The following is a 26,754-nucleotide window of genomic DNA, read 5'->3' on the forward strand; positions in this document are numbered from 1 at the left end:
GCCAGTTGGCAGCTGCTCGTTTTTTTTCATTAAGGGTAGGATAGTTAAAAAGGAAATAGCTTAGACTCATTATCTGGTGATATAATTAGTAAAAATATGGATGTAAGGAGTTTAGTCGAAACTTCTAACATTGGCTCCGTAACCTTATTTAACGAGACAATGGAATCGAGTATTTGAATTGGCCCACATGGACGGAGGAGAGTAATTATTAAACAAGATCAGATGAATTGCATTCTAGAAGGAAAAATAGTAACTCTTGTTCCGATGGAAGATTGCCACAAGGCAGAATTAATCAGCGTCTTGTTGTCTCCAAAGGTATGGGAATACACCTGGAGAACGATCCATACAACGGAAGAACTGGATCAGGTACTGACTGATGCATTGGCAAATAAAAATAATGGATCCCAGATTCCCTTCACCATATTGGATCAAGCGTCAGGGAAGATCATCGGAACCACCCGAGTAGGGGATCTGGATATGGCGAATAGAAATGCTGAGATTGGATGGACATGGCTATCGCCTGACTATTGGAGGACGGGTGTCAATACGGAGTGCAAATTTCTTCTGCTGCGACACTGCTTTGAGGAGCTGCATCTCATGCGCGTCCAGTTCTCCGTGAGTGGACAAAATATCCGATCACAACGGTCAATTGAACGAATCGGAGCGATCAAGGAAGGTGTTTTCCGTAAGCATCGAATCAAGGCAGACGGATCCATGCATGATAATATTTTTTACAGCATACTAGACAACGAATGGGCGGATGTAAAAGAGAACCTTCTTTTCTTACTATCAAAGAAGTATTCATAATTTACAAAAAGGGCTGAAACTAGAAACTAGTTCAGCCCTTAACTATTCTATTTATTATTTTGCTGTAACATGGGCAATGACACGATCCTCATTATAAGTGACAGTCACGTCATAACCATCCGCAGTTACACGATCAAATTGACCTTTAACTCCACCGGCAGTAATTAATGTAATATCTTTAGAACCCTCAATGTTATAGTTAGATAGATCCAGATTCAGGCTTCCCCCAGCAAGATACAGCATTTTGCTGACATGGATCTGACTGTTGTCATTATCCATCACCATTTCTAAGGTTCCGTTGTCCATGGTAAAGTTTCTGTTCAGTTTCAATGCTCCATCGGTGGTAACCATGACCGTTCCATTCTCCACATACAGATCACCGGTACCAAATGCGGTCGCAGACTGGGCTTCCAGTGTTCCTCCTTGAAGCAAGGTTCCGCCAGAATAGGTGTTGTTTCCTGTCAAAGTAAGGGTTCCCGATCCCTTCTTCGTAAGCATGCCAGCACCACTGATATTATTTCTCCACCAGTCTTGTGCGTTAAAGCGTCCTTCTGAAGCGTCCATATTCACGGTTACATTGTCCAAGAACGCGCCGTATCCATCCGCAGCGGTAACGAGATCCAGTCTGCCCCAGCCGTTTGATTCGTCCAGTACAGGATAACCGGAGTCAATGGATGTCGTATACAATACTTCTCTGCGCTGTTCATCGGTTAAATAAGGCTGGCGCGTTTCAAGTAGAGCTTCTGCGCCTTCTGGCACTTCCGGAGCGAGGCCTTTGATTCCAGTTTGAGGCAGGCCGTAAGTAAGCTTCTCTCTGTAGAAGGCTTTATTGGCATCATGATCTGCCCATTTGGTCTCATCATATGCACTCTGGAACGTATAATCCTCTGTCACGGTATGCGCATAGTCGTACAGGCTCATGTTATTCGCGGCTGCGGCTGCGCCAAATACTTCTCCTGCATTGTCATATGCCTTCTCTAACAATTCTTTGTTCTCTTCCTTATTGAATGCATAGGCCGTCATGGCGGTAGCTTGAATTCTTGCACCGATGACATCAAGCGGTGAGTGCATTCCGGTTACGATGCGATTCTCACCCATTTGGGCTGCTCTGGTCAAAAATTCAGCGTAACGTTCTGGCGTAGCGTAGGCAAAAGGTAATACGGATAAGTACGATGCGCTTGTATGTCCGCTTGGAAAAGCACCATCTTTCCCTTGTCCGTCCTCAGCTTCTCTTCTTACATAGCTCAAGGCAGGAATAACTTCAACTTCAGTTTCGTACGATTGGAAATGTCTTTCGCCGGTTGATTTTGTTCCACCTGAAGGCAAGGGCTCATCTGTAGCTTCACCTTTACCGATTGTTTCCCAAACAGCCAAACCATTCTGATCGACGACCTCTTTAACCTCTCCGTTTGAGTTCATTCTCCACGGTCTAGGCGAAGAGTAGAAGTATTTAGAAGGATTAGATGAGGCCGGGATTTTGAAACGAACTAAATCAACTAGAGCAACCATATCTGCAAGCTCAGTATTGGCCCAATCGCTGCCAATTCCCTGGCTTTGGTCTTCTGTCGTCGTTTCTGTCAAGACGACATCCATGTCATCGATGCTTCGTTCAACACTAGTCGTTGGCTTGATGATATCTACGTAAGTGTTAGCCAGAGGGCCGAAACCGTCGATCATACTATAGATCTTATCTCTTTGGTCATCATAATAAGCTGCAAGTGCTTCTTCTTTGGTACGATTTTGCGTGACATCTTCTACATATTTAATGTTCGCAACCCAGGTTGCCTTATTTCTGATCTCGACATTTGCATAGGTTTTGTTATCTGCAACGACAGCAGCAGCATCATTTTTAAAACCGTCATAATATACGGTCGGTCCGTCTCCGTACTTTGCTACCTCTCCATTTATTCCAGGCGTAGTTAGTGCTGTTCCATCTCTCCAGGCTGATTGGTTCAAGGACCATACTGCATCAAAACCATCCAGAATCTGAATAAAAGGATTTGTTGCAGCCGTGTTTTTGAGTGTGTCGTCAGCTGCATTGTCACCATGGCGAACGGCAGATAAAGAGGCTTCATCCGCAGGAGGGGCAACATTGAGCTGGTTTGTCGTTCCTATGGGTTTAGATGGTTTGGCACCTACTTGGGTATTCGTATCTACCGCATTAACCAAGATTTCAACGGCTTCGGCACGCGTGATTGAATGAAGAGGTTTAAAGCTGCCATCTTCGTAACCGGATATCATTCCTGCCGCTGCCGCTGCACCTACAGCTCCTTTGCTCCAAGCTGCAATGGTGGATGAATCGCTAAAGGCATCCGCGGCTTCCTCATTATCCTCCAAATTCAGAATTCCGGCGATGATCACTGCTGCTTCTTGCCGGGATAAGGAATTTTGCGGCTTCATCGTTTGATCCGAGTACCCGCTTATATATCCAGCGGCGCTGGCTGCAGCTACAGCTTCATAGTACCAGGCATCCACAGAAACATCTTTGAAGTTAATCTTGTTTTGTCCTGAATATCCAAAAGCAGCATTGACTAAATTTATAAACTCGGCTCTAGTGATGGATTTGTTCGGTTTAAAGGTACGGTCCAAATATCCTCGAACCAATCCTTGATCGATCCAAGCTTGAATTTTTGCTTCTGCCCAGTGGCCCTTAATATCGGAGAGCTGAACCTCCGGGCTTGCTGCGAAACTTTGACCTGCTAACGACGAGCTTGCCATAGATAACATGAGAAGAAATGCGAGTGATTTTTTTGATTGTTTTTTCATAGCCTGCAACTACACGCCCCTATTCTTGATCGTTGAAAATTTTTCTACATGCATCCGCAAATGAGTGAGAAAGTGTCCATCTCAGATGCCTGTTACGCCGTAACTTTAGCATTTTGGGGACTCAGACAGCTATAGAACAATTTCCGCTTTATATCAAAATCGTACGATTTGGATGTTTTATGACTCAAAAAATAGAGAAATTCGTACATTTGTAAAATCGACTGTAGGAATGTGTAAATTCATCGTATCGGAATGTAAAAAATCCAGGGGAGATGATTGATGCTGTTCATTGTGATGGTTACCCAATCCCTTTACTTCGAATGATTATTTAGCACGGGTACAGGAATTAGATATGAAGGGTGGGGCAGTTGTATCCGGCTCTTTTCTGGGATTTGATCAAACCTATCTAATCGATTCCTTGCAAAAACTAGGTGAGAATTTCGTTGGAGTGACGCAGCTGCCGCATGATACATCCGATGAAGAGATTCTAAGATTACATAATCACGGTGTAAGAGCCGTTCGGTTCAATGTGAAGCGGGGAGGTTCAGAGGATCTTTCTCAGTTAGACTACTTCGCAAGAAGAGTATATGAATTGGCAGGGTGGCGTGCAGAGCTGTATATTGATTCGACTTCTTTGCCTGAAATTGCATCCACTTTAGAACGTCTTCCGGCGGTTTCAGTGGATCATTTGGGTTTGTCTGAAGCAGGTCTTAAGTATCTTTTATCTCTAGTAGATAAAGGGGTAAGGGTCAAGGCTACTGGATTTGGCAAGGTAGAGCTTGATGTAGTGAAGGCTATTCGTGAAATATCCGATGTGAACCCCGATGCGCTTAGGTTCGGAACAGATTTACCATCGACGAGAGCGAAGAGGCCCTATAATCATGCTGATATCGAACTGATATATCATACAGTGGATGAAGAGCAAGCAGATAAGGTGCTATACAAGAATGCGATGAAATGGTACTTAGAGAGGTCATGAATGGAAATACGTTATTATAGATCGGAAACATAACATATTTTTATCCAATAGGAGGTTCTATGGAATTTACAAGAGCAGCTGTGGAGCATCTTCCTGCCATCGTTCGTTTGTTAGCAGATGATAAATTAGGAGCGACTCGAGAAAGAGCTGAAGATCCATTGCCAGAAGCCTACGTCCAAGCATTTACAAGAATGGAGCAGCAGACAGGCAACTTCATCATCGTTGCTCTGGAAGACAACCAAGTGATTGGTTGTCTTCAGCTGATCATTATTCCTGGAATTGCAAGACTAGGGATGACACGTGGTCAGATCGAGGGAGTTCGTATTGACCGTAATTATCGGGGAAAGGCTTAGGAGAGTCTTTCATTCGGTATGCTATTCATGAGGCTGAAGCTATGGGTTGTGAAATGGTTCAACTGACAACGGACAAAGAACGTAAAGAGGCTCTTAGATTCTACGAACGAATCGGATTTGTTGCGAGCCACGAAGGTTTGAAACTCTTACTTAGTAAATAGTATGAAACTGAATATAAATTAACATGAAGCAGCTGCCGAAAAGGCAGCTGCTTTTTTACATTAAGCATCGTAAAGTCATCAATTTGAAGAGGGTTAGAACGGCGAAAGATACTCATATTTTCTTACTTTTTTAAGGTTTCATTGTACGCTGGTTGATTAAATTAAGTTTTTTTTCTGTAAAGTTTATATTGTTAATCTTTTATCCTTATGCTAAACTCAATCTCACTAACATGTTAGTAAAACTAACGCTAAATCGAATATGAAGGGGAGTTTATCATGGGGGGACGTATTTCACGTAAGGTTTGTCTGACTGTTACAGCTTTTCTTGTGCTGAGTTCAGTTGACTATGTAGGGTATTCTAACATTTCAGAAGCTTCATCTAAACCGGAAACACACTATTTAGCAGCAAATGCGGATAACGTTCGGTGGGGGAATATCGGGAAAGGCGCCCCCGTTCTTACAGTGAACTCTGGAGATATCGTCACGGTCGAAGCCATTACGCATCACTCCGGCGATGATTATGAGAGGATGATTGAGGGCGATGCGGGAGTGGAGGACATTTTTCACTGGGACAGCGAACATAAACACATGGCAGATCGAGGCCCTGGCGTACATATCATGACTGGACCTATTGAAGTAAAGGGCGCAGAGCCCGGAGATGTGCTGGAGGTTCGTATACTAGATATGCAGCTGCGCCCTAACGGGAATGAGAAATATGCAGGTCAAACTTATGGTGTTAATGTGGCTGCGAACTGGGGTTATCTGTATGGGGAGATGATAGAGGAGCCGAAGAAACGAGAGGTTGTAACGATTTATGAGATGAGTTCGGACGGTGTAACGGATTACGCTACTGCTTTATACAACTATATGTGGACGCCTCAGACGGACCCAGATGGTAAAGTGCATCCAATCATAAAGTATCCAGGAATCGTTGTGGATCATGATACCATCGAGAAGAACTTCAATGTACTTGAAGGCGTACAGGTTCCGGTTAGGCTGCATTTTGGTACCATGGCTGTTGCTCCGAAGGAAGCAGATATCGTAGACTCGGTTCCGCCTTCTTACTATGGTGGTAACATTGATGACTGGCGTGTAACCGAAGGGGCAACGATGTATTATCCTGTTTCCGTTGAAGGTGCACTGTTAACGGTAGGCGATCCGCATGCGGGTCAGGGCGATTCAGAGCTTAACGGCACGGCAATTGAGACATCGGTAACAGGGGATATTCAGCTCATACTTCATAAGAAAGATCAGCTTAGTCCTAAGCTTAGCGAGCTGAACTACCCACTTCTCGAAAATGAAAACGAATGGGTCATTCATGGCTTTAGCTATACGAACTATTTAGAAGAGCTTGGAGCAAATGCCCAGGAGGAGATCTATAACCAATCGTCCCTTGATAAAGCGATGAAAGATGCCGCATTCAAGACAAAATCCTTCTTAATGAAGGGGATGAACTTAAGCGAGGATGAAGCCTATTCCCTCATGTCCATTTCCTCCGATTTTGGAATAACTCAAGTGGTTGACGGCAACTGGGGCGTGCACGCAGTCATTAACAAAGGACAGTTCGGTGATGCGGAGCAAAAGACAGTGGGGCTAAGAAACAGCTTCGAGAGCTTTGGCGCCAAGGTAGGTTGGGAGCCAAGGGCGGAAACGATCACGATCCGCTATAATGGCAACACGCTATCCATGAGAGTGGGGGAGTCAACCGGAACGTACAATGGCAAGAAGCTTAAATTAACGGCGAAGGTAGAGCTGTCAGATAGCCATACAGCGGTGGTTAGCGAGTATTTTGCCGAGTTCTACAAGTCGAAGTTATCCAAGACCAATCATTAAATCATAGCCTGCTAGCAGAAAAGAGAGAATCGCAGGACCTTGCTAGGTCTCTAGGTTCTCTCTTTTGTCCATTGGACGATATCTTATATATTTAAGCCGTCCTGATTTTTGTGGCGCTTCAGCAGTATTTGGTTCTCTACTCGTAGAATCCCTGTCAGTGCATAAATAGATTCATGCATAAACTGTTCCATCTGATCCATATCCTCGACCAATATATGAACATGAAGCAGACAGGCGCCTGTCATTTCATATAATACAGCAACTTGTTCATTTGCTTTCAGTTCTTCGACAATCGTATTCAAATGGGCAGGTTCCACTTCTAGCTCCAGATAGGCAGATATTTTCTTGCCCAATTTTTCAGCGTTTACGACGATGGAGAACTGTTCAATAATGCCTTGGTTAACAAGCTTGTCAATCCGTTCCTTCACCGCAACCCCTGACAGTCCAACCTCCTTGGCCAAATCGGTATAAGAGATCCTGCTGTTCTGAGCTAGGCGCTGTAAGATGTGGTTATCAATCGAATCTAGCATGGTTTCACCTCTTAGTCGCTATTGTACCAGATTGGACAAGATATAAACCATTACGGTGACGTATTTATCTAGGATTCGGATGTATAGGTGCGATCCAGTGTTGTTCAATCATCGATATATTTTTCACCCTGACTTATCAGGAGCGGATCTTACGGGATGTATTTTTCTTGCTCAAGCACAGGTCAATTCAGCCAAAGGTAATCAACATACCCAATTACCTCGTTATTTAAAACACCCTGCTCATTGGTCATTTGCAGATGGAGAATCCTAAGGCATAAATTTGATATTTCAAACTAAAGTTTCAGATAGGAGATGAGATTGACACGGTGACCCTATTCTATTATGTTGCAGCAAGCCATGAGCTTCCTATAGGCTCGTTCGGACAGAAAAAACAGTGATGACGATTCATGATTACATAACGAATGTGAAACCCTGCCGCTAAGGAGCAACGCGGTATGCAATTACTGCTGGAGAAATACCCAAGAGGAGATAAACTTATGGATATCTATGATACTGAAGAGGATGCAGCAGGATTATATATAACGGGTCCCATAACCAGAGAAGAATCATCGCATCCTTTCCGACATCCATTTGTTTATCAAGTGTATCCAGAAGAAGGTTCCTTTGAGATCAATGACGAAATTAAACATGCTCCCCCCATGTTATATCATGTAAACAAAAAGTGCGTGGTAGAGCTTTTCAAATATTTAAGCTCCAATATGGAAATTGGTGAGGACGTAGAGCTGTATTGCTGCTGGGCGCACGGACAGAAGAGGTTTTCGGATGCTCCAAAAAAAGAACTCGATCTCGTGATCGATCTATCCACATTTCATTTGGGGAATGAGTTCGAGTGGAAAGAACGTCAGCATATCCATGTTAACAAGTGAACTTCTATAAGAGGAAACTTTTAACTATGAATAAGGAGGCCAATATAATATGGTCAATGACAAATACCTAAGACTTGTTCCTTCCTTTTTGAAGAAAGATCTAATTCAGTTTACATTTCAATTATTGATCCCAGTGATCATCGGAGTTATATACGGATTTATGATAAATGATGAGACTACACGTGAATATATTAACCAAGCATTACCGAGTCAAGCTGGACCTGATCTTCATCAATATTTGCCCCTTGTGATCGCTGTGTTCGTATACTCCTACTTTATTCAAAAAAAGCAAAGTAATCTTCTGAAAAAAACGATATTGATAGGGCTTCATATTTTCATCGCAGTACTAAGCTTTCTTTCTTCTCTTGTCGTTTTGCTAATGCTGTAATCACTAGGAGGAATATCTCTTGAAAATTAGAATGCAAGAAGCGGATGAACTGTTACTCGTTTATATCTATTTCTATGAGCAAGAAGGATACATGCTTAATAATGGAGGAGAGTCATATAAAGAGTGCTACTTATTGTTCGATGAAGATAACGACTGGATAGGTATATCACTAGAAAGCGAAAATATGATCAAGGATCACATCGAAATACATAATGGGTTTATAAACTTTGCTGATAATGAATGGACGATTCTTTTTGAGAAAGGTCTTCAAATCCACAATAAGGTGAAATATGAATGCATTACAGATTTGCACGATCATTTTTATAGAGGAATTGAGTTGATTCTGGTAAAAAGTATTGTTCCAAACATTAGTCATGCAACAAATTTATTGAGAATGAGTCAGATCTAAACTTTGAATTTTGGGGTGGTATCGGAGGGCATCTTGAGCAGGAGGAGCTAAACTTTCCGATGAAGGCAAGCTATAGGGAGATTGAAGAGGAAACAGGATATAAAGAGAATGAAATAGAGAATTTCACCCTGAAATACATTTTAATAGAAGAGAGTCATGGTGAACTCAGGCAACAATATGTTTATTTTAGCGAGACACACTTTATTCCTTCGGATGAGGGAGAATTGTATTGGATTCATAAGAGTGAACTATTGAATTTGAACATCTCAAAAGCCATCAGGTTTACTATTCAGCATTATCTTGCGAATCCTGATCAGACGAATATTTGCGTTGGAGCAGTTACAGCTGATGAATCAGAAGTTTCGCTTATTCAGTGGTCTACGGTTAAACCCACATCATCCTTCTGAATGATTGTAACGCTTTGAGATTTCACTAAAGGAGAACGTAACTCCGCAACAGCATGGAACAGTTATCGATTAGCAACTGCTGTGAATAGATAATCACCTATATTATTCCATATTTGCACGTCTCCACTTCGCTTTAGTGATTCTCACTCCTATGTCTCAACGGTCCGAGCCTTTTGTTTAACGTCTAACGGAAAACGTTAGTTCAATCAAACAAGGTTATTAATATAAATAGATCCAAGTTAGTGAAGTCCCCAAAACGAATTAGGGTGTGAAGTTCGGTTACCCTTTTTATATATACATGTAACAAAGAAAAGATGATCTGGGAGCAGACTGCCGCGGCAGCTGTTCCCTTTTTTTAATGTAGTAGGAAAGGCATACAGCTGTACATATGGTTCTCTTATACAAAGAGAAGTAAAGATCATCTATTGTGGGATCCGTAATAACCAATCGCTTAGTACAAATAAAGAATATTGCATTTACTTACGGAATGAGCATGTGAAATGACGTTATAACGTCACTCTAACGGGAAATACTAATTAATATACTAGACTAAAACCTCCTGATAGATGCTAACTAGATTTAACAGCTCTTTTTGGTGAACATAGCGCAAGAATAATTAAAACTGCGGAACGGATGCTTGCTACTATTTTAGGAGGGAGAGTGAGGCTTTGAACACATCGAATCTTATTATAACTACGATTAATTATATAGAAGATCACTTGACTGAAAAATTGAATTTGGATGTAATTGCAAACGCCTTGCATTATTCGAAATACTATTTGCATCGGATATTTTCAAAGAGGGTTGGTATGACTATCCATGAATATGTGCAGCGACGACAATTAACGGAAGCGGCAAAGTTACTTGCCTTTTCGAATAAACCCATTCTGGATATTGCAATACTAGCGGGCTACGATAGTCAGCAGGCTTTCACTACTATTTTTAAAGCGATGTATAAGAAAACGCCGCTTCAATTTAGAGAAGACGAACAATATTATGCGCTACAGTTAAGATTCAGGTTCGATGATGAATATTTTCGGGAAGAAAGCAAAAAAGAAGCAGAATGCGGAAAGAAAATTAGATTTGCATCTGAGAAAGATGTTGATGCTTGGATGAGCTTGGTCCGCCTTGTTATTGATGGTTACCCTTACCTTTATGAGGAAGAGCATATGAAGGTGTTGCGTAAGTGCATTGCAGAAGGACGAGCCTTTATCATGACAGAGGGCGATACTGTTATTGGAAATATGTTGATTTCTTACGCGAGGGAAAGCATCGATTTCTTGGGAGTTCATCCTTTATACCGGAAGCAGGGGATTGCCAAATTATTTATGGAAGTGGTTATTAGTGAATGGTTAAAGATCAATAGTATTAGCATAACTACATTTCGAGAAGGAGATAAAGCAGATACCGGTTATCGGAAAGCATTGAAAGACCTAGGATTTGCAGAAGCTGAATTGTTGACCGAATTCGGTTATCCGACGCAGCGAATGGTTTTACACAGTAAACAACTTGAAAGGGGATATAATAACGATGATTCATATTGAAAACTGGATGGAGTTATATTCGAATACGGTTAGGAGAGAGTTTCGTGATAGAGTAATATTTATTGGTCTGCAAGGCAGCTATGGACGAGGAGAAGCCAATGAGAACAGCGATATAGACGTGGTTCTGATTTTGGATAGGGTAAATCTGGAGGATTTGAAACAGTACAATTCAGCTATCCAGAGTTTGTCTAATCGCGAGAAAATTTGCGGCTTCGTATCCGGTGTAAATGAAATTTCTGGATGGGCAAAATACGATTTGTTTCAGTTCTATCACGATACGATCTCTTATCACGGCAACTTGGATAAAATGATTCCTCCAATTGAGCATACTGATATCCGGCATGCGGTTTTAAACGGTGCCTGCAATCTCTATCATATGTGCAGCCACAATTATTTGCATAGCGCAGATATGCAGGCACTTGCCGGGCTTTACAAAGCAGCTGTTTTTACACTACAGGCAAAGCATTATTATGAAACAGGGAGTTACATTAAGCAGAGAACAGAGATGTATGACGTGCTTGTCGATCAGGATCGTCGTATCCTTCAGATTTCAGAACAGTTTAAATCCGGCAGCTTCAGCGAAGATCAGTTTGAACAGTTTACGGACGAAATGTTGAATTGGACAAGTGGATTGATTACGACTCTTTCAAAATACGTACCTGCCAATTGAAAACAGCTGTAACAGGGCTGAAGCAAATAGCTATTGATCAATTAGTACGATCGTGCTAATATTTGATCATGAGTACTAAATCTAATGAAAAGACGTTTATTGAAAAAGCGCGAAGAGCGCAAATTATGGATATCGCTATTGAGACGATATGGGATCTAGGGTATGCACAGGCTTCGATCGGACAAATTGCTAAACGGGCTGGGATTAGTAAGGGGGTCGTTACGTATCATTTTTCCAGCAAGGATGAACTAATGCAAAATATTGTAGTGGATTTATACATGAAGGGAGCCTCGTTTTTGTCAAAAATCGAAAATGAATCCACTCCGTCTTCTATGCTGAAGTGCTATATCGAAACAAATCTAGAATTTATTCATGCGCATAAGGAACAGGTGGCTGCTGTCGCTGAAATTGTGATGAATGTTAGAGATGAAGAAGGGAAGCTGTTTTATCATAAACCAGGAGATAATGCGATATATGAGCCACTTATTGAAATTCTACAATGGGGCCAAGAGGACGGAAGTTTCCGGACTTTTACGTCTGCAGGCACTAGAGTGTTAGCTATGACGATTAGAAGTGCAATTGATCTCGCAAGTCAGCAGCTCGTAACGAACCCTGATTTTGATATCACTGAATATTCTAAAGAGCTGATCCAATTATTTGAATCCACAACACGTCAGACTCATTCCTAGGTAAAAAAAGTATAAAATTATGGAGTTGATCTCTTGAAAACATTTCAATTAATCCTTGCTGTTGTTTTTTCGGTTTAGGAGTTCGTGGAATTATTACGGGTCTTGTTCACGGTGCAGCAGATTCATTTTTACTTTATACAATTTTGCAGGATAACCTCGAAATGTATGCCAATATTTTATTCATTATCATTAGCTTTTGTATCCTGGGTCTAGTAATTCAACACGTCTTTACAGTGGATGATTTTTTTGTTAAGACTAACAAAAGAAGCCTGTTACATTCAACAGGCTTCTTTGCAACATTAATGTTGTAATTCGTATATATATGCACCGTAATCAGTATTACAACTAGCGTGACCTAATTGTCTCAACATAGTTGTTATGCTGCCTCTATGATTTGTTCCATGATTCACTACATGAGTAATTATATCTCCATATGCCATATGTGATTGACCAAAAAAAACCGGGATTACTTGGTTAAAATCTTCAATGCTTTTAAAGAATTTTCTATAGTCCTCATGTAAATCATCAAATAACTTTTTTAAACCTTGAATATCTTTAGATTCTGCAAGTTTTGTTAATGATTGCACGTTTTTGGTCATTTCGTCGATATCGGTTAGCTCTTCTAGCTTTAATGTAGATAACCAGCCTTTTTCAACTACATAAATATGAATTAATGTATCTTTAATAGTTGGAAATGAACTTGGTGTTTCTTCAATAAATATATTGTCTGGTAATGATTCTAAGTGAGTAAACATCTTGTTTGTTGCCCATACATGAAAGTCAAAGAATTTAATTGTATTGTTTTGCATCGATAAGAAACCTCTCTCAATGGATTAGAGAAGAAGCCACAGTTTATGGGTTAGTAGGTGTTCCTTCCCTTGCTTTTTTGCTTTCAAACCCTTTTTTGTTCATTGCCATAGTAACCGCCTCCAATTTTAACAAGTAAAATCATACTATAAATTTAGCTTTTACTCAATTTCAAATAATTGAATTTAACTGGTTAAACTTTAGGAGGCTTACCTTAAATAAGTTCTATGAAGCGATCTTTCAGAATAGGGAATCTAAATGAAAATGCTCTGTTTTTTGATTCGAGACTTGGTTTTAGAATTTGGTATGTGGTTTCGACATATTATTACGGAACAGTGCCAGGAATAAAAGCAACGGGCTATGATAAAGAAGGTAAAATAGTATATCAGAATTGAGCAAACGGGAAACGATAGTTTAAAACAAGAGACCGGTAGCAATTCAGAGAAGTAAGTATTAAAAGTATAGGGCGGGAATTAAGCAGGAAATTTGAGGCTGATAGATCGGGGAGGCGAACCATGAGTAAGAAGTATTTAAGTACATTCATCATGCTTATTCTCATAATAATTGTGTTCAGCATTACTGTGTATCCTACTCTTTATTATTATGGGCACATATCCGACAATAATGGTAGTGATCTCCTCGTGAAAATAAACAGGGTCACAGGTCATACTGAAATTCTGTATGAGTCCGGGTGGATCGATATAGAAGCAACATATGGGAATTAAACGAGTTAATCTATATCTCCTAAGCACCCACTGGAGAGTGACGAAGCAGTTTGTTAGTAGCTCACCATTACGCTCCCTCGAAATGATTTAGTTTCCTCACTCAGACTCATGAATTCGCAGGATTTCAACCTCTAGTAAGTGTGCGAGAAAAAGTTATGGAGCAGCTTTTGGCTGGGGTGAATAGAAAAGGGCATGCGCAAATAAAGGTGAGACATATATCACCTAAATTGTTCCATATACTGCACGTCTCCACTTCGCCTTAGCGATTCTCGCTCCCATGTCTCAACGGGTCAAAGCCTTATCATTCCTTCGTCACATCTATCTAAGGGGTGGAGGTCGGTCTTTCTAACGGAACAGGTCCGAGCCCTTTTGCGTAATGTCTCCCGATACTCCGTGCTTCTTGAAATCCTACGAATGCATGAGCTGGTGAGGATCGTATAATTTTATGCTGCCTGTGGGAAAACTTTGGTCAAATCGTAAGCTTCATTGTTTTTGGTCAGACCAACAAGCATACGCGCCACTTTACCGCATAATTTCATAATGGATTTCATCTTCTTTAACTTCTTTTCCTCGACGTTGAAGTGGTGTAAAGCCCGAATTTCCGGGTTCGTCATCACCATGCTCATCGTCATGAGATACAGAAAATGACGTAAGCGAGGTAGGCCTCGTTTACTCAACACCATCTTTCCTCGCCATTTCCCGGAACTAGCCTCGGCTAGATTCAAGCCGGCGTGACGTAACAGCGCATTACCATGTGGATAACCACTTAGATCTCCAGCCTCACCAAGAATACCTGCTAGATTTGTTACATGAATGCCTCGGATTTCAAGCAGCTTCTGTGCATAAGGAATAGATTTGAGAATAGTATGGAGCTCATGCTCGATCTGCTCAAGTTGACGCTGAGCTAAGTCATATTCTTCGAGCAGCTGACTCAGATGAAGCTTGTAAGAACGGAGAGCTTGAGTCGTACCCACACTGGATTTTGCAAGTGAAATCAGCAGCTCAGCGCGCTTCACTCCAGCATGACGCTTCACATATTGCTTCCAGCCAGAAATAACTTGATCCGTAGTTAACTGACCGATCTCACTCGGTAACGGAAAGAGTCTCAGTGTGGCAAATGCACTGGTGCAGGTAAGGATCTTAAAGACCTGCCGCAACTCAGGAAAGACAATATCGACCCAGCGATGAATCTGGTTGACGGCACTGTTGAGGCGCTTAGTAACGGTTTCTCGATTAGCCATGAGAATACGTAGGCCATAAAAATCTTGAGTAGGTAGTGGAAGAAACGCTTCATGGAAAAGGCGTATAGGAGAGGCCGTGACTAGAGACATTTTATTCTAGAAAGAGCTTTACAGTATTATATTTCGGCATTAAATTAGATACATATCAAATTATAATATTGTATAATTAGCTGAACAAGTCCGAAGCCATGTAAAATAAGCAAAAGGAGATAACCCATGAATATAGAGGATATTCCTGCTCAGCTTGTAGATCTAATCGGTGAGATTCGCAGCATCTCATATCCAAAGCAGGGTCATACTTCACTTGTCGTGAAGATCGAAACGCGTGATCACCAGTTCGTGATTAAGAAGACAGAGCATGACTTATTTAACGAATGGTTATCAGATGAATATGCAGCGCTGCAATATCTTTCGACTACGGGTCTGCTTGTTCCAAGCACGTATGCTTTCCATGTGGAAGGCGATTCAAGATGGCTGCTCATGGATTACATAGATGGAATAAGCTTGAGACATTTCTTGAGCGATCAACCTAACCACAGGGATCGAGAAGAAGTGGTGTCTCAATATGGTGCATGCCTAAGGAGAATTCATGAATGTCCATGTCCTGGACCATTACATAAGAATGATCCGCCCTGGATCGATTCGATGCTTATGAAAGCCAGATACAATCTAGCTAATTATAATATAGATGGAACAGAAGAACTGCTCAAGCGACTAGATAGGAATAGACCACTACCGATAAAGAATACGCTGATTCATGGTGACTTCCATACGAATAATGTATTAATTAAAGACAATAAGGTATGCGGCATTATCGATTGGCCCAGAGCAGGCTATGGTGATCCACGATTTGATATGGCACTGGCGATTCGTCCGAAGCAGGGAGTATTTGATCAAGCGAGGGATAAGGAAGTCTTTTTGGAGTCCTATGGCAGGTTAAGGATAACGGAGGAAGAGTATAGCTATTTTCAGGAAGGTATATATCGGTTTTTCTAACAAGAGAGCATTGATAGAGTACAGGCGCTAGTGAGTATAACTATCGAGATTTGCTTTTCCGTCGGTGCAAAATTTCTTTATAATGATATATGGATCTACAAGTTGACTGTACCCTCTGATATGTTTTTGTATAAAATGTATAAGCTTGTACCAAGTTTTCTAGAATGCTCTTGATTCTTAACTCAAGAAAGGAAAGGTGTATATTCGGTGACTACGCCAGCACAGCTTATGAACGTTATTGAATTGATCGCTAGAGCCTTAAATGCGGAAGGTGTCCGATATGTTTTTGCAGGTTCTCTCAGCTCTTTTATCCAAGGATGTGAAATCATGCCAGGAGATATTGATATTCTTGTATCCAAGCCAGAAGATGTCCATAAAATTGGAAAGATTTTTGAAGAGTTTCTTACTAAGGATGAGAGCTTAGATGAATTAAACACATCAATGGAGGACTGGTACTCATCGGCTTCTACTCCTACTAGGACGTTTACCGATTTTTCTAAAAACCATTGGACCTTTGCCCGCCTTGTCGTGCATGGAATTGAGTTTGAAGCTGCATGCATTCAGCCACCAGAACATATTGAATACATCCCTGGCTCGGGCTTCTGGGAAAATGGACCGCATGTATGGGAACACATCGTTTCAGTCCCTTATAAGGATATGATGCTGCCCGTCATTCCATTGGAGATCCAGCTTGAGACCAATATGAACCGGAATCTAGAGGATAGAATCTACAAAATTATTAGTATTTTTCAAACGGAGGGTTATAACGAAGAATTAGTCGGCTATGCTTTAAATGAGAAGAATAGATTGAGGTTAAAGGAAATTTTGACATAAAAGAAGTGCATATTATGGTATCTGATTCGAATCTATAGATTTTTTATGTTATTTTAATGTTTTATTTTTGAAATCCTTTATATTTAATAAAAGGTCATGATATGGAAAGACACGAAGGGAGTTTTAGTTTAATGGATAACAACAAACCATCGCGTTTCGACAATGAGGAAGAGAAGCAGAATTCTTTGCAAGAAGAGAAAGAAATACAGCAAGGAAGTGAGCCTGCGACGGAATCGGAATCACAGCTGGAATTGCAATCTGAGGTACAGCCGGTAACAGAGGTGGAAACACAGCCGGAAGCAGCTACAGACCCAGAGATGCAGAAGGATCAGGCAGAGAACGAAGAGCAGCCAGCAGCCAAAGGAAAGAATAGTGTAGTCTGGATGGTGATATCGGGAGTTCTTGCAGCTGCACTGATTATTGTGCTTATATATCCTCCGTTTGGAGGCGGTAAGGAAGCTGTTGCATCTGTGAATGGTACAGACATTTCCAAGGACGAGCTGTATAACGAGCTTGTGACACTTGGCGGACAAGCGACGTTGGAGAACATGATTACGATGGAGCTTGTCGATCAGGCAGCGACTGATGCTAACGTGACGGTTACAGAAGAGGACGTAAATGCCGAGCTTGAAACGTTGAAGACGCAATATGGCGGTGAAGAAGCATTTAACTCGGCACTTGCTCAATCTGGAATGACACTTGACGCTCTTAAGAAAAATATGGATCTTCAAGTGAAAATGCGTAAAATTCTAGAGCCGCAAACCGAAGTAACAGATGAGCAGATCAGCACTTACTATGAGGAGAACAAGGCGTCCTTCGCTACACCAGAGCAAGTGAAAGCTTCTCATATTCTCGTTGAAACTAAAGAAGAAGCAGATGCGATCAAGAAAGAGCTGGATGGTGGAGCAGACTTTGCAACACTGGCAAAGGAGAAATCCACAGATACGGCTTCCGCAGCGAATGGCGGCGATCTCGGATTCTTTGGTGAAGCAGATATGGTAGAGCCATTCTCGAAAGCAGCTTTTTCCATGGAAATAAATGAAATTAGCGATCCAGTGAAGTCGGATTATGGTTACCACATCATCATGAAAACAGATCATAAAGAAGCAACGAATCCAACACTGGAGGACAAAAAAGAAGAGATTCGCACAATATTGGTGGATCAACAAATCGGTGAGCTCAGCTCCACTTGGATGACGGATCTGCGTTCCAATGCCGAGATTTCAAATACACTTACGCCAGCAGAGGAAAGTACTGATGCGGCTACGGAGTCCACTGATTCCACTGAAGATACAGGGGCAACAACAAACGAATAATCGGTAACGATAGGTTACATGAAAAAATAAGCAGCCGATGCAATGAACTTCAGTTCAATTGCATCTGGCTGCTTTTTTCTGCTCTAAAAAAGACATGGATACATAATAGGATACTGAAAAATTAAATATAAGTCTATTACTTTTTTTGAATATTATGTATATTATTCATGCGACCGCGGCGCAGCAAATTTACCGATTGGAAGGAAGAGTTCTTACATGATTACGCTCAGAAAAATTACACTTGAAAACCGACGTGAAATCTTCAATCTGGAGGTAACAGAGGATCAGCGCCGCTATGTAGCCTCCAACCTGTCTAGTGTGGCTTCGTGTTATGTGCTGGCTACGAATGGAGGGCATCCATTTCCTTTTGCCATTTACGCGGATGATCTGCCGGTTGGTTTTGTATTGATCACTTATCAGATGACGGGGTACGAGCTCCCGAGTATTGCAGAAGACAGCTACTGTATCCTGAGATTGATGATGGACACGCGTTACCAGAACCAAGGGTATGGCCGAGAAGCGATGAGACAAATCCTTGAGTTTATCCGTACCTGCCCGGCAGGACCAGCACGGTATTGCTGGATCTCTTATAAGGCGGAGAACACGGCAGCGAAAAAACTGTACGAAAGAGCAGGCTTCCGCGATAACGGTGAGGTCGTGGAAGGGGAACAGGTTACCGTATTGGAGCTCTAACACGCATTATTGTTAAGTATATGGATTAGTGCTACTGCACACACTTTCTTCTACTTTGTTATAATAAATTTCACCATGCTGTAGGAGGATACGATATGAAGCCGAAAATAAATATTATCACCTTGGCGGTAAACGATCTGGAACGGTCGATTGCTTTTTATAAAGAGGGATTGGGCTTGCCGACTGAGGGTCTGGAGGAAGGTGCCGACCACATTATATTTGATATGGAAGATGGGATCTCCTTAGTCTTATTCCTTCGTTCCGAACTGGAGGAGCTTAATACTTCCAGCTCATTAGATCTTGGCTCCAAAGTCATATTGAGTCACACGGCGGAGAACAAGGAAGAAGTCGATTTCATACTACAAAGCGCAGTGGAATTTGGTGGAGAACTGCTGCCTCTTCAGCCGAAGGAATACGATTGGGGCTATTCAGGACACTTTAAAGATCTCGATGGACATATTTGGGAGATCGTAAGCTTTAATTTCTTGGAATGAAACTGTAAGAGCTGTGCCTCAGTAACTTAAGGATATATTACAATACGGCTATTCTAGTCCTCTTTTAAATATAGAGGACTAGAATTCGTGCAAAGGGAGGGTTTTAATGATTAAAGTTTTTGGATATTCTGTGGTCTCTATTTTACTTATCATGTCATTAATTGGCTGCAATGGGAGAACAACTGATGGGGCGGGCGAGTTGTTACTGACTAATGAAATCGATTCTAACTTGGACAAGGTCAATAGGATTGAAATAATATATAGTGATGGAAACGAAATTAAGATAGAGGATCCAAAAGATATTGAAAGAATAGCTAATTTCTTACGCTCTATTAAACTCAATCCTGTAAAAGAAAGCAATGTAGGTTACCTATATAGATTGAAAATCATTGAAAATGATAATAAAATTGAGTTAAATAACACAGTGAAAATTGACAACAAGTATTACTCTCCTATTGGAGATGAAATTACGGAGCTTAATCGATTTATAATTAATAAGGGACGCGAAAAGTATCCAGATCTCTTGTCTGGAATAGATATATAGTTAATTTAAAATAAAATGAAATACTATCAGCGAGATCCTAGATAGCTAGTAATCAATAAAATTCTTTTAAACAGAACGAATGTTTGGGTATATTGCATTAAGACTGGTAAAGACGGCAAGTGTATTAAGGAAGCATTGTTGTTGCTTGAAGATAAAATCTTTATCAACTGGGAAGACAAATTAATCTTACTTTATTTGATCCTTTTATATGCAACGACTGAATAAAAAGTAGACCATCATTTATTTGATGGTCTTTTGTTTTGCAGTGTTCTTTTGGATACAAAACTAGGAAGCTTGGTTATGTAACGAGCGTAAACATCTTTGCTTTTTACATAATTTAGAGAATGATATCTAGGTAAGTTTCTAAGATCCTCTTCTGTAAATAGGTAAAGTTCACTTTTTAATTCATCAAAATTCTTATTGTCTGAACTAGCCAAAATCAAATGAACTATTTGCTGAGCGAATTTCCTCGTGCACGAAATTCAACTACATAAGATAATGCGCGCTGAAATAGGTTTAATAATGAATTTTGTCATTTGAGACAGTTTTACATGTTAGGAATTTTTATTCCAACTGTATTAATTCCAGTTATACCCCATTTATCTCTTCTGAACGGTCTCACCGTAAACAAGCTCGGGCTGATAGTACGTGCTGTCCGGCAAGTCTCTTTTGCCTTGTAATTTCCTAATGATCCAGTCGGCAGCATCGCGTCCCATCGTTTCCTGAGGGTGAGTCAGCGTCGTTAACTGGATGTTCGCATTCTTGGCGATATAGGAGTTGTCCTGACCGATGATGGATAACTCCTCCGGAATAGAGATCCCCAGCTGTCTGCACGCATGAACCACTTCAAGTCCGACCTCGTCGTTATAGCAGACGATAGCGGTAAGCACTTCTCTATTTACATCCAGGTATTCCTTCAGGTTGCTCGATAGCGTCTGCTTCGTCTCCGTATCAAAGGAAAAAACGAGCTCTGGATGAAAGCGTAATTTGGCTTCTCCAAGTGCTTTGATATAGCCCTTCATCCGATACTTTCCTTGCAAATCATCCATTTTGGAGATGAGTCCGATCTGAGTGTGTCCATTCGATATTAATTCTTTGGTCGCCAGATAGCTGGACTGCACGTCGTCAAGGCACAGAAAAGGGACATCAATCTCTTCGTAATAGGCATTAATCATAATAAAGGGGATGTCCTGTTCCTTAAATGACAGGTAATATGCAATATTCGGATTGTACAGATTGCTCTTGGTAGGCTCAATGATCAGTCCGTCCACACCGTAGGAGAGCATCATCTCCAGCGCTTTTTTCTCCTGTGCCACATCATTGTTGGTGCTGGCCAGCAGGAGTGAATAATTGTCCTCATTCAGTCTGCTCTCAATCCCGCGAATGATAGAGGGGAAGATGTAGTCGGAGATATAGGTTGTGATGACACCGATCGTCTTTTTCGTAGAGCCCCCGCCTGTTCTCATCCGATACTGGTTGCTGACATAGGTTCCGGATCCTTTTTCACTCCGCAAAAAACCCTCGTTGGATAGCTCCAGGATCGCCTTTCGAACCGTTTGTCTGCTGACCTCATACATCGATTGCAGGGAAGATTCCGTAGGAATTTGTTCTCCTGCACCATAGTCTCCGGATAGTATTTTACTCTTTATATCATCAATAATGACTTGATACTTTGGTTTCATGTAACTCCTTCTTCCATACTTGTTCGCTATGTTATTCGTTCATTTGGTAAATTTGTATGTACAAATTATAGCATGATTGTGAAATAAATAAAGAGACGGGTCTATTTCAGATGATTTTATGTTGTTTTTATGAAATACAGGAATGTTATATGTATAATTGTAAACTCATACCAGATGGCTGCTATGCAGAATTAATATGAAGATTTAAGAAATAAGGCACAAAAATATATTATGTCCATATTTGTATGTATATATAACTAATAATATTGACAAATGTACGTACAAAAAATATACTATACCTGTCAATTTAGAAAGCGCCTTCTTACAATGATTTTATTAATGAAGCGCTGCCAGAGAGGTGACCAAGGTAATGTCGAGTCAAGTAAGCATCGAACAAGCGATTGCTAAGGGAGAAACGTCGCTTGGTATTGAGTTTGGATCCACACGGATCAAAGCCGTTCTTATTGATGGGCGGTTTCAAACGATCGCTTCTGGAAGCTACGAGTGGGAGAATCAGCTGAAGGATGGTTTTTGGACGTACAGCCTGGATGACATTATTACAGGTCTGCAAGAGGCTTACCGCGAGATGAAGCAGGAGGTTGAACGGAATTACGGAATCACTCTCCAAACGGTCGGTTCGATCGGATTCTCTGCGATGATGCACGGATATATGGCTTTTGACGATTCAGATAAACTGCTAGTCCCGTTCCGGACCTGGCGCAATGCAACAACAGGTACGGCGGCGAGAGCATTGACGGAACAATTCCAGTTCAACATTCCTGAACGCTGGAGCATTGCTCACCTCTATCAAGCGATATTAAATGAGGAAGAGCATGTACCTCAGATTCGATTCGTAACGACATTGGCCGGATATATACACTGGCTGCTCACGGGAAACAAGGCGCTTGGCATCGGTGATGCGTCAGGCATGTTCCCCATCGATGAATCTACGCAAAATTATAACGAATCCATGATCCAGCAGTTTAATGAGCTGGTTGCAGATAAAGGCTATCCGTGGAAAGTGAGCGACCTGCTGCCTAAGGTGTATTCTGCAGGCGAAGCAGCAGGCGTGCTGTCCGAAGCGGGTGCCAAGATATTGGACCCATCACTAGATTTACAGCCAGGCATAGCTCTGTGCCCGCCGGAAGGCGACGCGGGAACAGGGATGGTCGCGACGAACAGTGTAAGAAAGCGCACGGGGAATGTCTCGGTGGGCACATCTGTTTTTGCCATGATCGTCCTGGAGAAGGATCTGTCCAAGGTTTACCCGGAGATCGATATGGTTACGACGCCAAACGGCAGTCCAGTGGGTATGGTACATGCGAACAACTGCTCAAGTGACCTCAACGCATGGCTCGGATTGTTCCGTGAGTTCTCTGAAGCAGCCGGGCAAAAGGTGGATACAGAGAAGCTGTACAGCGTACTGCTGAACAAAGCACTGGAGGCGGATCCTGACGGCGGCGGATTGCTGAGCTACGGCTATTATTCCGGTGAAAATATTACAGGTCTTGAAGAGGGACGCCCGCTGTTCGTCCGTTCCCCGGAGAGCAAATTTAATCTCGCCAACTTCATGAGAGTTCACCTGTTTACTGCATTTGGCGCTCTAAAAATCGGGATGGACATCTTGACGAAGGAAGAGAATGTCGCGATTGACAGCATCCTGGCTCATGGCGGACTGTTCAAGACGCCGGTCGTCGGCCAGAAAATGATGGCAGCCGCACTTAACGTGCCTGTATCGGTTACATCGACGGCCGGAGAAGGCGGAGCTTGGGGGATGGCAGTTCTCGCTTCATACCTCCTGAACAAGAACGGCGAAGAGAGCCTGGAAGATTTCCTTGATAAGAAAGTATTCAGCGATGTGGAAGAAGAAGAGATTCATCCGGATGAAGCGGATGTGAAGGGCTTTGAGGTCTTTATCGAGCGATACAAGAAGGGGCTTGTCATTGAGCAGGCCGCTGTGGACAATTTAGTGTGAAATAGGAGGGACCAAGGTGTTAGAACAACTGAAAGAAGAAGTGTTCCAGGCAAATCTCGATTTGCCGAAACAAGGACTTATTAAATATACATGGGGTAATGTTAGTGCAATCGATCGGGAGAGCGGATTATTCGTCATCAAACCGAGCGGTGTCAGCTATGAGACGATGAAGGCCAGCGATATGGTCGTTGTGGATCTGGATGGCAATGTGGTTGAGGGAGAACTGAGACCTTCTTCTGATACACCGACACATGCCGTGCTATACAAGCACTATGCAGAGATCGGCGGTATCGTACACACGCATTCCATGTGGGCAACGGTCTGGGCTCAGGCTGGACTTGATGTACCTGTGATGGGAACAACGCATGCGGATACATTCTACGGATCCATTCCATGTGCACGTTTCTTGACCCAGGAGGAAGTGGATCGTGGTTACGAGGCGGAGACAGGTCGTGTCATTATCGAAACCTTCGAGCAGCGTGGTATTGATATCATGTCAATCCCGGGTGTATTGCTCCAGGGACATGGACCTTTTACTTGGGGCAAGGATGCCAAGTCCGCGGTGATGAACAGTGTCGTGCTGGAGGAAGTATCGAAGATGAATCTATTTGCGAGAGAATTAAACCGCTTCGCTCCAGAGCTGCCACAGCGTATTCTTGACAAGCACTATTTGCGCAAGCACGGTAAAGACGCTTATTACGGACAGAAGTAAAGCAGGGGGCAGAGCCCGATATTATAAAATACAACTTATAGAAAAGAGGATGAACATATGTCAGCAGCAGCAAAACAATTTTGGTTTGTCGTAGGTTCACAGCACTTGTATGGAGAAGAAGCTCTATCCGAAGTGAAGGCACATGCACAGGAAATGACAGATGCGCTGAATAACAGCGGCGTATTGCCTTATCCACTTGTACTGCAGGATCTCGCAGTCAGTGCAGACAAAATTACAAGCATTATTAAGGAAGTCAACTATCGTGACGAGGTTGCCGGCGTAATTACCTGGATGCATACGTTCTCACCTGCAAAAATGTGGATTCGTGGAACGAAGCTGCTGCAAAAGCCTTTGCTTCACCTGGCTACACAATATAACGAGAGCATCCCTTGGGCAACTATTGACATGGACTTCATGAACTTGAACCAGGCAGCGCATGGTGACCGCGAGTATGGATTTATCAATGCACGGCTGAACAAACAAAATAAAATCGTAGTTGGCTACTGGGAGCGTCCGGAAGTGCAGCAGCAAATTGCAGATTGGATGGACGTCGCTGTTGCTTATAACGAGAGCTTCAACATCAGAGTAGCCCGCTTTGGCGATAACATGCGTAACGTTGGTGTTACGGAAGGGGATAAGGTAGAGGCTCAAATCCAATTTGGATGGACAGTGGACTACTTTGGCATCGGCGACCTTGTTCAAGTGGTCAATGAGGTAACTGAAGAAGAAATCAATGATTTGTTTAGTGAATATGCGGAGCTGTACGAATTTGACTATGGTACTTACAGCAAGGAAGATTGGGAAGCCAGTGTCAAAGTCCAAGCCAGCTATGAGATTGCCCTTAAGCGTTTCCTCGATCAAGGGGGATACAATGCCTTTACTTCGAACTTCGAGGATCTGCATGGCATGAAGCAGCTTCCGGGTCTTGCGGTACAGCGCCTGATGGCCCAAGGCTACGGCTTTGCGGGTGAAGGCGACTGGAAGACAGCTGCCCTGGATCGTCTGCTCAAAGTCATGAGCCATAACGAGTCAACCGGCTTTATGGAAGATTACACTTATGAGCTCGCGGCAGGTCAGGAATCCATTCTTCAATCCCACATGCTTGAGGTAGATCCAACACTGGCGGTTAACAAGCCTAAAGTTGTCGTTTCTCCACTGGGTATCGGCGATCGCGAAGATCCAGCACGTCTTGTGTTCGATGGCAAGGCAGGAGAAGGGGTTGTCGTATCGATGGCTGACTTCGGCACACATTACAAGCTGCTCATTAACGAAGTATCTTTGTTCGAGCCAACAACGCCTGCGCCTAAGCTTCCTGTTGCCCGTGTGTTGTGGAATGTGAAGCCGAACTTCCAGGATGGCGTCAAAGCGTGGATTGAGAACGGCGGCGGTCACCATACCGTTGTATCCTTGAACCTCACCACCGATCAGATCATAACCTATGCGAAGCTTGTGAATTTGGACTATGTTGTTATTAAATAAGAAGCTTGCAATGATTAGCTAGATCTAATGATGCAAAATACCCAAATAGAATTGAGGAATTGGCAGTATGCCGGTTCCTCTTTTTTTAATGAAAGAGCGGATTATAACAGGAATGGAACGAAACCTTTCATATCTGATAACCGTCTATATAACGAAGATGGGATATTATTCAATAAATGGAGCTGATAGAGTGAAAAAATACTTAATCGCTATAATTGCCGCTGTGTTATTAATAAATATGTATGGAGTTTTCTATGCAGACAAGGCTTTCGCCTGCAGTTGTGCAAACCTCGAACCAAATGAAGCTTATGAGCATGCAGAAGCAGTTTATACAGGTAAAGTGCTTGAGACCAAGCAGGAACGTATTCAGGAAGGCGTCAGAGGACCGATAGAATTCAGGGATGCGAATCTGATGGATATTGAAGAGACATGGAAGGGCGTTAATGAATCACAAATCATTGTATACGACGAGGGGGAGGAGAATTCTTGCGGCATCAATTTTGAAGCAGGGAGCACCTATCTTGTGTACAGCTACAGAGTTGAGAATAGCGATCTCTACACAAGCCTATGCAGCCGTACAGCGGAAATATCACAAGCAGAGCAGGATTTGGAATTTTTAGGCCAGGGGAGAAAGGCAGGAAATGAAGTCAACCTTGCAGATGAGATGAGTCGAATATCAAACAAAGACTATGACATGGAGATGTTTATCGGCGGTGTACTGGTTGTTATATTGGCGGTAGCAGCGATGATCTTTTTGAAGAGAAGGAAAGGGAGCAGACATAGGTAAACAAGGCATAAATGGTATAATTGAAGCATCATATATCGAACAGAAC

General features: G+C 42.2%; 24 protein-coding genes and 3 pseudogenes. 22 read left to right on the plus strand and 5 right to left on the minus strand.

The features are described 5' to 3' along the window. Nucleotides 1–222: 222 nt before the first annotated feature. Nucleotides 223–807, plus strand: coding sequence for a GNAT family N-acetyltransferase (locus tag TCA2_RS19810; protein ID WP_047913355.1), 585 nt, complete (start codon nt 223–225; stop codon nt 805–807). 54 nt (nt 808–861) lie between these two features. Here the strand turns inward: TCA2_RS19810 and TCA2_RS19815 are convergent, their stop codons facing one another. Beyond that, entirely contained in the window at nt 862–3,573 is a 2,712-nt protein-coding gene (locus tag TCA2_RS19815) for an S-layer homology domain-containing protein (protein WP_047913473.1), read from the minus strand. 295 nt (nt 3,574–3,868) lie between these two features. Here TCA2_RS19815 and TCA2_RS19820 point away from each other — a divergent pair. The 3 genes and pseudogenes from TCA2_RS19820 to TCA2_RS19830 all read left to right on the plus strand — a co-directional run. Beyond that, nucleotides 3,869–4,552: pseudogene (locus TCA2_RS19820) on the plus strand (amidohydrolase family protein); the annotation flags it as partial. 191 nt (nt 4,553–4,743) lie between these two features. Further along, nucleotides 4,744–5,066: pseudogene (locus tag TCA2_RS19825) on the plus strand (GNAT family N-acetyltransferase). A 276-nt stretch (nt 5,067–5,342) separates the two neighbouring features. Further along, nucleotides 5,343–6,899 (plus strand): acetamidase/formamidase family protein, encoded by a 1,557-nt coding sequence (locus TCA2_RS19830; protein WP_047913356.1) that lies wholly within the window; start codon nt 5,343–5,345, stop codon nt 6,897–6,899. Nucleotides 6,900–6,982: 83 nt separating this feature from the next. Here the strand turns inward: TCA2_RS19830 and TCA2_RS19835 are convergent, their stop codons facing one another. Further along, nucleotides 6,983–7,429 carry an Lrp/AsnC family transcriptional regulator gene (locus TCA2_RS19835; protein WP_047913357.1) on the minus strand — a complete coding sequence of 149 codons (447 nt, stop codon included), beginning with the start codon at nt 7,427–7,429 and terminating at the stop codon, nt 6,983–6,985. A 130-nt stretch (nt 7,430–7,559) separates the two neighbouring features. Between TCA2_RS19835 and TCA2_RS27695 the strand changes: the two are divergent. The 8 genes and pseudogenes from TCA2_RS27695 to TCA2_RS19870 all read left to right on the plus strand — a co-directional run. Beyond that, nucleotides 7,560–7,700, plus strand: a pseudogene (locus TCA2_RS27695) (pentapeptide repeat-containing protein); the annotation flags it as partial. Nucleotides 7,701–7,884: 184 nt separating this feature from the next. After that, nucleotides 7,885–8,316: a hypothetical protein gene (locus TCA2_RS19840; protein WP_047913358.1), complete on the plus strand. Its 432-nt coding sequence runs from the start codon at nt 7,885–7,887 to the stop codon at nt 8,314–8,316. 49 nt (nt 8,317–8,365) lie between these two features. Further along, nucleotides 8,366–8,704, plus strand: coding sequence for a hypothetical protein (locus TCA2_RS19845; protein WP_047913359.1), 339 nt, complete (start codon nt 8,366–8,368; stop codon nt 8,702–8,704). A 19-nt stretch (nt 8,705–8,723) separates the two neighbouring features. Then, complete coding sequence (locus TCA2_RS19850) at nt 8,724–9,113, plus strand: hypothetical protein (RefSeq protein WP_047913360.1); 390 nt, start codon at nt 8,724–8,726, stop codon at nt 9,111–9,113. 59 nt (nt 9,114–9,172) lie between these two features. Continuing rightward, nucleotides 9,173–9,520, plus strand: a complete 348-nt coding sequence (locus tag TCA2_RS19855; RefSeq protein WP_052512240.1) for a hypothetical protein — start codon at nt 9,173–9,175, stop codon at nt 9,518–9,520. 668 nt (nt 9,521–10,188) lie between these two features. Next, complete coding sequence (locus TCA2_RS19860; protein WP_047913362.1) at nt 10,189–11,064, plus strand: GNAT family N-acetyltransferase; 876 nt, start codon at nt 10,189–10,191, stop codon at nt 11,062–11,064. After that, nucleotides 11,051–11,734, plus strand: coding sequence for a nucleotidyltransferase domain-containing protein (locus TCA2_RS19865; RefSeq protein WP_052512241.1), 684 nt, complete (start codon nt 11,051–11,053; stop codon nt 11,732–11,734). The genes TCA2_RS19860 and TCA2_RS19865 overlap by 14 nt, the downstream gene beginning before the upstream one ends. A gap of 125 nt (nt 11,735–11,859) precedes the next feature. Continuing rightward, nucleotides 11,860–12,423: a TetR/AcrR family transcriptional regulator gene (locus TCA2_RS19870; RefSeq protein ID WP_238546460.1), complete on the plus strand. Its 564-nt coding sequence runs from the start codon at nt 11,860–11,862 to the stop codon at nt 12,421–12,423. 299 nt (nt 12,424–12,722) lie between these two features. Here TCA2_RS19870 and TCA2_RS19875 read toward each other — a convergent pair whose 3' ends face one another. Then, nucleotides 12,723–13,232 (minus strand): DinB family protein, encoded by a 510-nt coding sequence (locus TCA2_RS19875; RefSeq protein WP_047913363.1) that lies wholly within the window; start codon nt 13,230–13,232, stop codon nt 12,723–12,725. A 1,166-nt stretch (nt 13,233–14,398) separates the two neighbouring features. Beyond that, complete coding sequence (locus TCA2_RS19885; RefSeq protein ID WP_238546461.1) at nt 14,399–15,196, minus strand: transposase; 798 nt, start codon at nt 15,194–15,196, stop codon at nt 14,399–14,401. A 216-nt stretch (nt 15,197–15,412) separates the two neighbouring features. Between TCA2_RS19885 and TCA2_RS19890 the strand changes: the two genes are divergently transcribed. The 6 genes from TCA2_RS19890 to TCA2_RS19915 all read left to right on the plus strand — a co-directional run bounded on the left by TCA2_RS19890 (nt 15,413) and on the right by TCA2_RS19915 (nt 20,073). After that, nucleotides 15,413–16,192 (plus strand): phosphotransferase family protein, encoded by a 780-nt coding sequence (locus TCA2_RS19890; protein WP_047913365.1) that lies wholly within the window; start codon nt 15,413–15,415, stop codon nt 16,190–16,192. A 207-nt stretch (nt 16,193–16,399) separates the two neighbouring features. Then, nucleotides 16,400–17,026 (plus strand): hypothetical protein, encoded by a 627-nt coding sequence (locus TCA2_RS19895; RefSeq protein ID WP_047913366.1) that lies wholly within the window; start codon nt 16,400–16,402, stop codon nt 17,024–17,026. A gap of 131 nt (nt 17,027–17,157) precedes the next feature. Further along, entirely contained in the window at nt 17,158–18,342 is a 1,185-nt protein-coding gene (locus TCA2_RS19900) for a peptidylprolyl isomerase (protein WP_052512242.1), read from the plus strand. Between the two features lie 216 nt (nt 18,343–18,558). After that, on the plus strand, nt 18,559–19,035 hold the full coding sequence (locus tag TCA2_RS19905) for a GNAT family N-acetyltransferase (RefSeq protein ID WP_047913368.1): 477 nt from the start codon (nt 18,559–18,561) through the stop codon (nt 19,033–19,035). 95 nt (nt 19,036–19,130) lie between these two features. Continuing rightward, entirely contained in the window at nt 19,131–19,529 is a 399-nt protein-coding gene (locus TCA2_RS19910; RefSeq protein WP_047913369.1) for a VOC family protein, read from the plus strand. Between the two features lie 106 nt (nt 19,530–19,635). Continuing rightward, nucleotides 19,636–20,073, plus strand: a complete 438-nt coding sequence (locus TCA2_RS19915) for a hypothetical protein (protein WP_047913370.1) — start codon at nt 19,636–19,638, stop codon at nt 20,071–20,073. Nucleotides 20,074–20,672: 599 nt separating this feature from the next. Here the strand turns inward: TCA2_RS19915 and TCA2_RS19920 are convergent. Beyond that, nucleotides 20,673–21,755 (minus strand): GntR family transcriptional regulator, encoded by a 1,083-nt coding sequence (locus TCA2_RS19920; protein WP_047913371.1) that lies wholly within the window; start codon nt 21,753–21,755, stop codon nt 20,673–20,675. A gap of 370 nt (nt 21,756–22,125) precedes the next feature. Between TCA2_RS19920 and TCA2_RS19925 the strand changes: the two genes are divergently transcribed. The 4 genes from TCA2_RS19925 to TCA2_RS19940 all read left to right on the plus strand — a co-directional run bounded on the left by TCA2_RS19925 (nt 22,126) and on the right by TCA2_RS19940 (nt 26,708). Beyond that, nucleotides 22,126–23,730: a xylulokinase gene (locus TCA2_RS19925; protein WP_047913372.1), complete on the plus strand. Its 1,605-nt coding sequence runs from the start codon at nt 22,126–22,128 to the stop codon at nt 23,728–23,730. 16 nt (nt 23,731–23,746) lie between these two features. Continuing rightward, complete coding sequence (locus TCA2_RS19930; RefSeq protein ID WP_047913373.1) at nt 23,747–24,442, plus strand: L-ribulose-5-phosphate 4-epimerase; 696 nt, start codon at nt 23,747–23,749, stop codon at nt 24,440–24,442. A 57-nt stretch (nt 24,443–24,499) separates the two neighbouring features. Continuing rightward, nucleotides 24,500–25,921: an L-arabinose isomerase gene (gene araA / locus TCA2_RS19935; RefSeq protein ID WP_047913374.1), complete on the plus strand. Its 1,422-nt coding sequence runs from the start codon at nt 24,500–24,502 to the stop codon at nt 25,919–25,921. 190 nt (nt 25,922–26,111) lie between these two features. Beyond that, on the plus strand, nt 26,112–26,708 hold the full coding sequence (locus tag TCA2_RS19940) for a hypothetical protein (protein WP_193746096.1): 597 nt from the start codon (nt 26,112–26,114) through the stop codon (nt 26,706–26,708). The last annotated feature ends 46 nt before the right edge of the window (nt 26,709–26,754 follow it).

Origin of the sequence: Paenibacillus sp. TCA20 (assembly GCF_000732325.1) — a bacterium.
Taxonomy (GTDB): Bacteria; Bacillota; Bacilli; order Paenibacillales; family Paenibacillaceae; genus Paenibacillus; species Paenibacillus urinalis.

Bases quoted from the DNA above. Each gene is read 5' to 3' on its own strand.
- TCA2_RS19925 (WP_047913372.1), top strand. From the start codon at position 22,126: ATGTCGAGTCAAGTAAGCATCGAACAAGCGATTGCTAAGGGAGAAACG.
- TCA2_RS19815 (WP_047913473.1), bottom strand. From the start codon at position 3,573: ATGAAAAAACAATCAAAAAAATCACTCGCATTTCTTCTCATGTTATCT.
- araA (WP_047913374.1), top strand. From the start codon at position 24,500: ATGTCAGCAGCAGCAAAACAATTTTGGTTTGTCGTAGGTTCACAGCAC.
- TCA2_RS19830 (WP_047913356.1), top strand. From the start codon at position 5,343: ATGGGGGGACGTATTTCACGTAAGGTTTGTCTGACTGTTACAGCTTTT.
- TCA2_RS19885 (WP_238546461.1), bottom strand. From the start codon at position 15,196: ATGGCTAATCGAGAAACCGTTACTAAGCGCCTCAACAGTGCCGTCAAC.
- TCA2_RS19910 (WP_047913369.1), top strand. From the start codon at position 19,131: ATGAAGCCGAAAATAAATATTATCACCTTGGCGGTAAACGATCTGGAA.
- TCA2_RS19905 (WP_047913368.1), top strand. From the start codon at position 18,559: ATGATTACGCTCAGAAAAATTACACTTGAAAACCGACGTGAAATCTTC.
- TCA2_RS19840 (WP_047913358.1), top strand. From the start codon at position 7,885: ATGCAATTACTGCTGGAGAAATACCCAAGAGGAGATAAACTTATGGAT.
- TCA2_RS19920 (WP_047913371.1), bottom strand. From the start codon at position 21,755: ATGAAACCAAAGTATCAAGTCATTATTGATGATATAAAGAGTAAAATA.
- TCA2_RS19835 (WP_047913357.1), bottom strand. From the start codon at position 7,429: ATGCTAGATTCGATTGATAACCACATCTTACAGCGCCTAGCTCAGAAC.
- TCA2_RS19875 (WP_047913363.1), bottom strand. From the start codon at position 13,232: ATGCAAAACAATACAATTAAATTCTTTGACTTTCATGTATGGGCAACA.
- TCA2_RS19900 (WP_052512242.1), top strand. From the start codon at position 17,158: ATGGATAACAACAAACCATCGCGTTTCGACAATGAGGAAGAGAAGCAG.
- TCA2_RS19845 (WP_047913359.1), top strand. From the start codon at position 8,366: ATGGTCAATGACAAATACCTAAGACTTGTTCCTTCCTTTTTGAAGAAA.
- TCA2_RS19915 (WP_047913370.1), top strand. From the start codon at position 19,636: ATGATTAAAGTTTTTGGATATTCTGTGGTCTCTATTTTACTTATCATG.
- TCA2_RS19810 (WP_047913355.1), top strand. From the start codon at position 223: ATGAATTGCATTCTAGAAGGAAAAATAGTAACTCTTGTTCCGATGGAA.
- TCA2_RS19870 (WP_238546460.1), top strand. From the start codon at position 11,860: ATGGATATCGCTATTGAGACGATATGGGATCTAGGGTATGCACAGGCT.
- TCA2_RS19890 (WP_047913365.1), top strand. From the start codon at position 15,413: ATGAATATAGAGGATATTCCTGCTCAGCTTGTAGATCTAATCGGTGAG.
- TCA2_RS19865 (WP_052512241.1), top strand. From the start codon at position 11,051: ATGATTCATATTGAAAACTGGATGGAGTTATATTCGAATACGGTTAGG.
- TCA2_RS19855 (WP_052512240.1), top strand. From the start codon at position 9,173: ATGAAGGCAAGCTATAGGGAGATTGAAGAGGAAACAGGATATAAAGAG.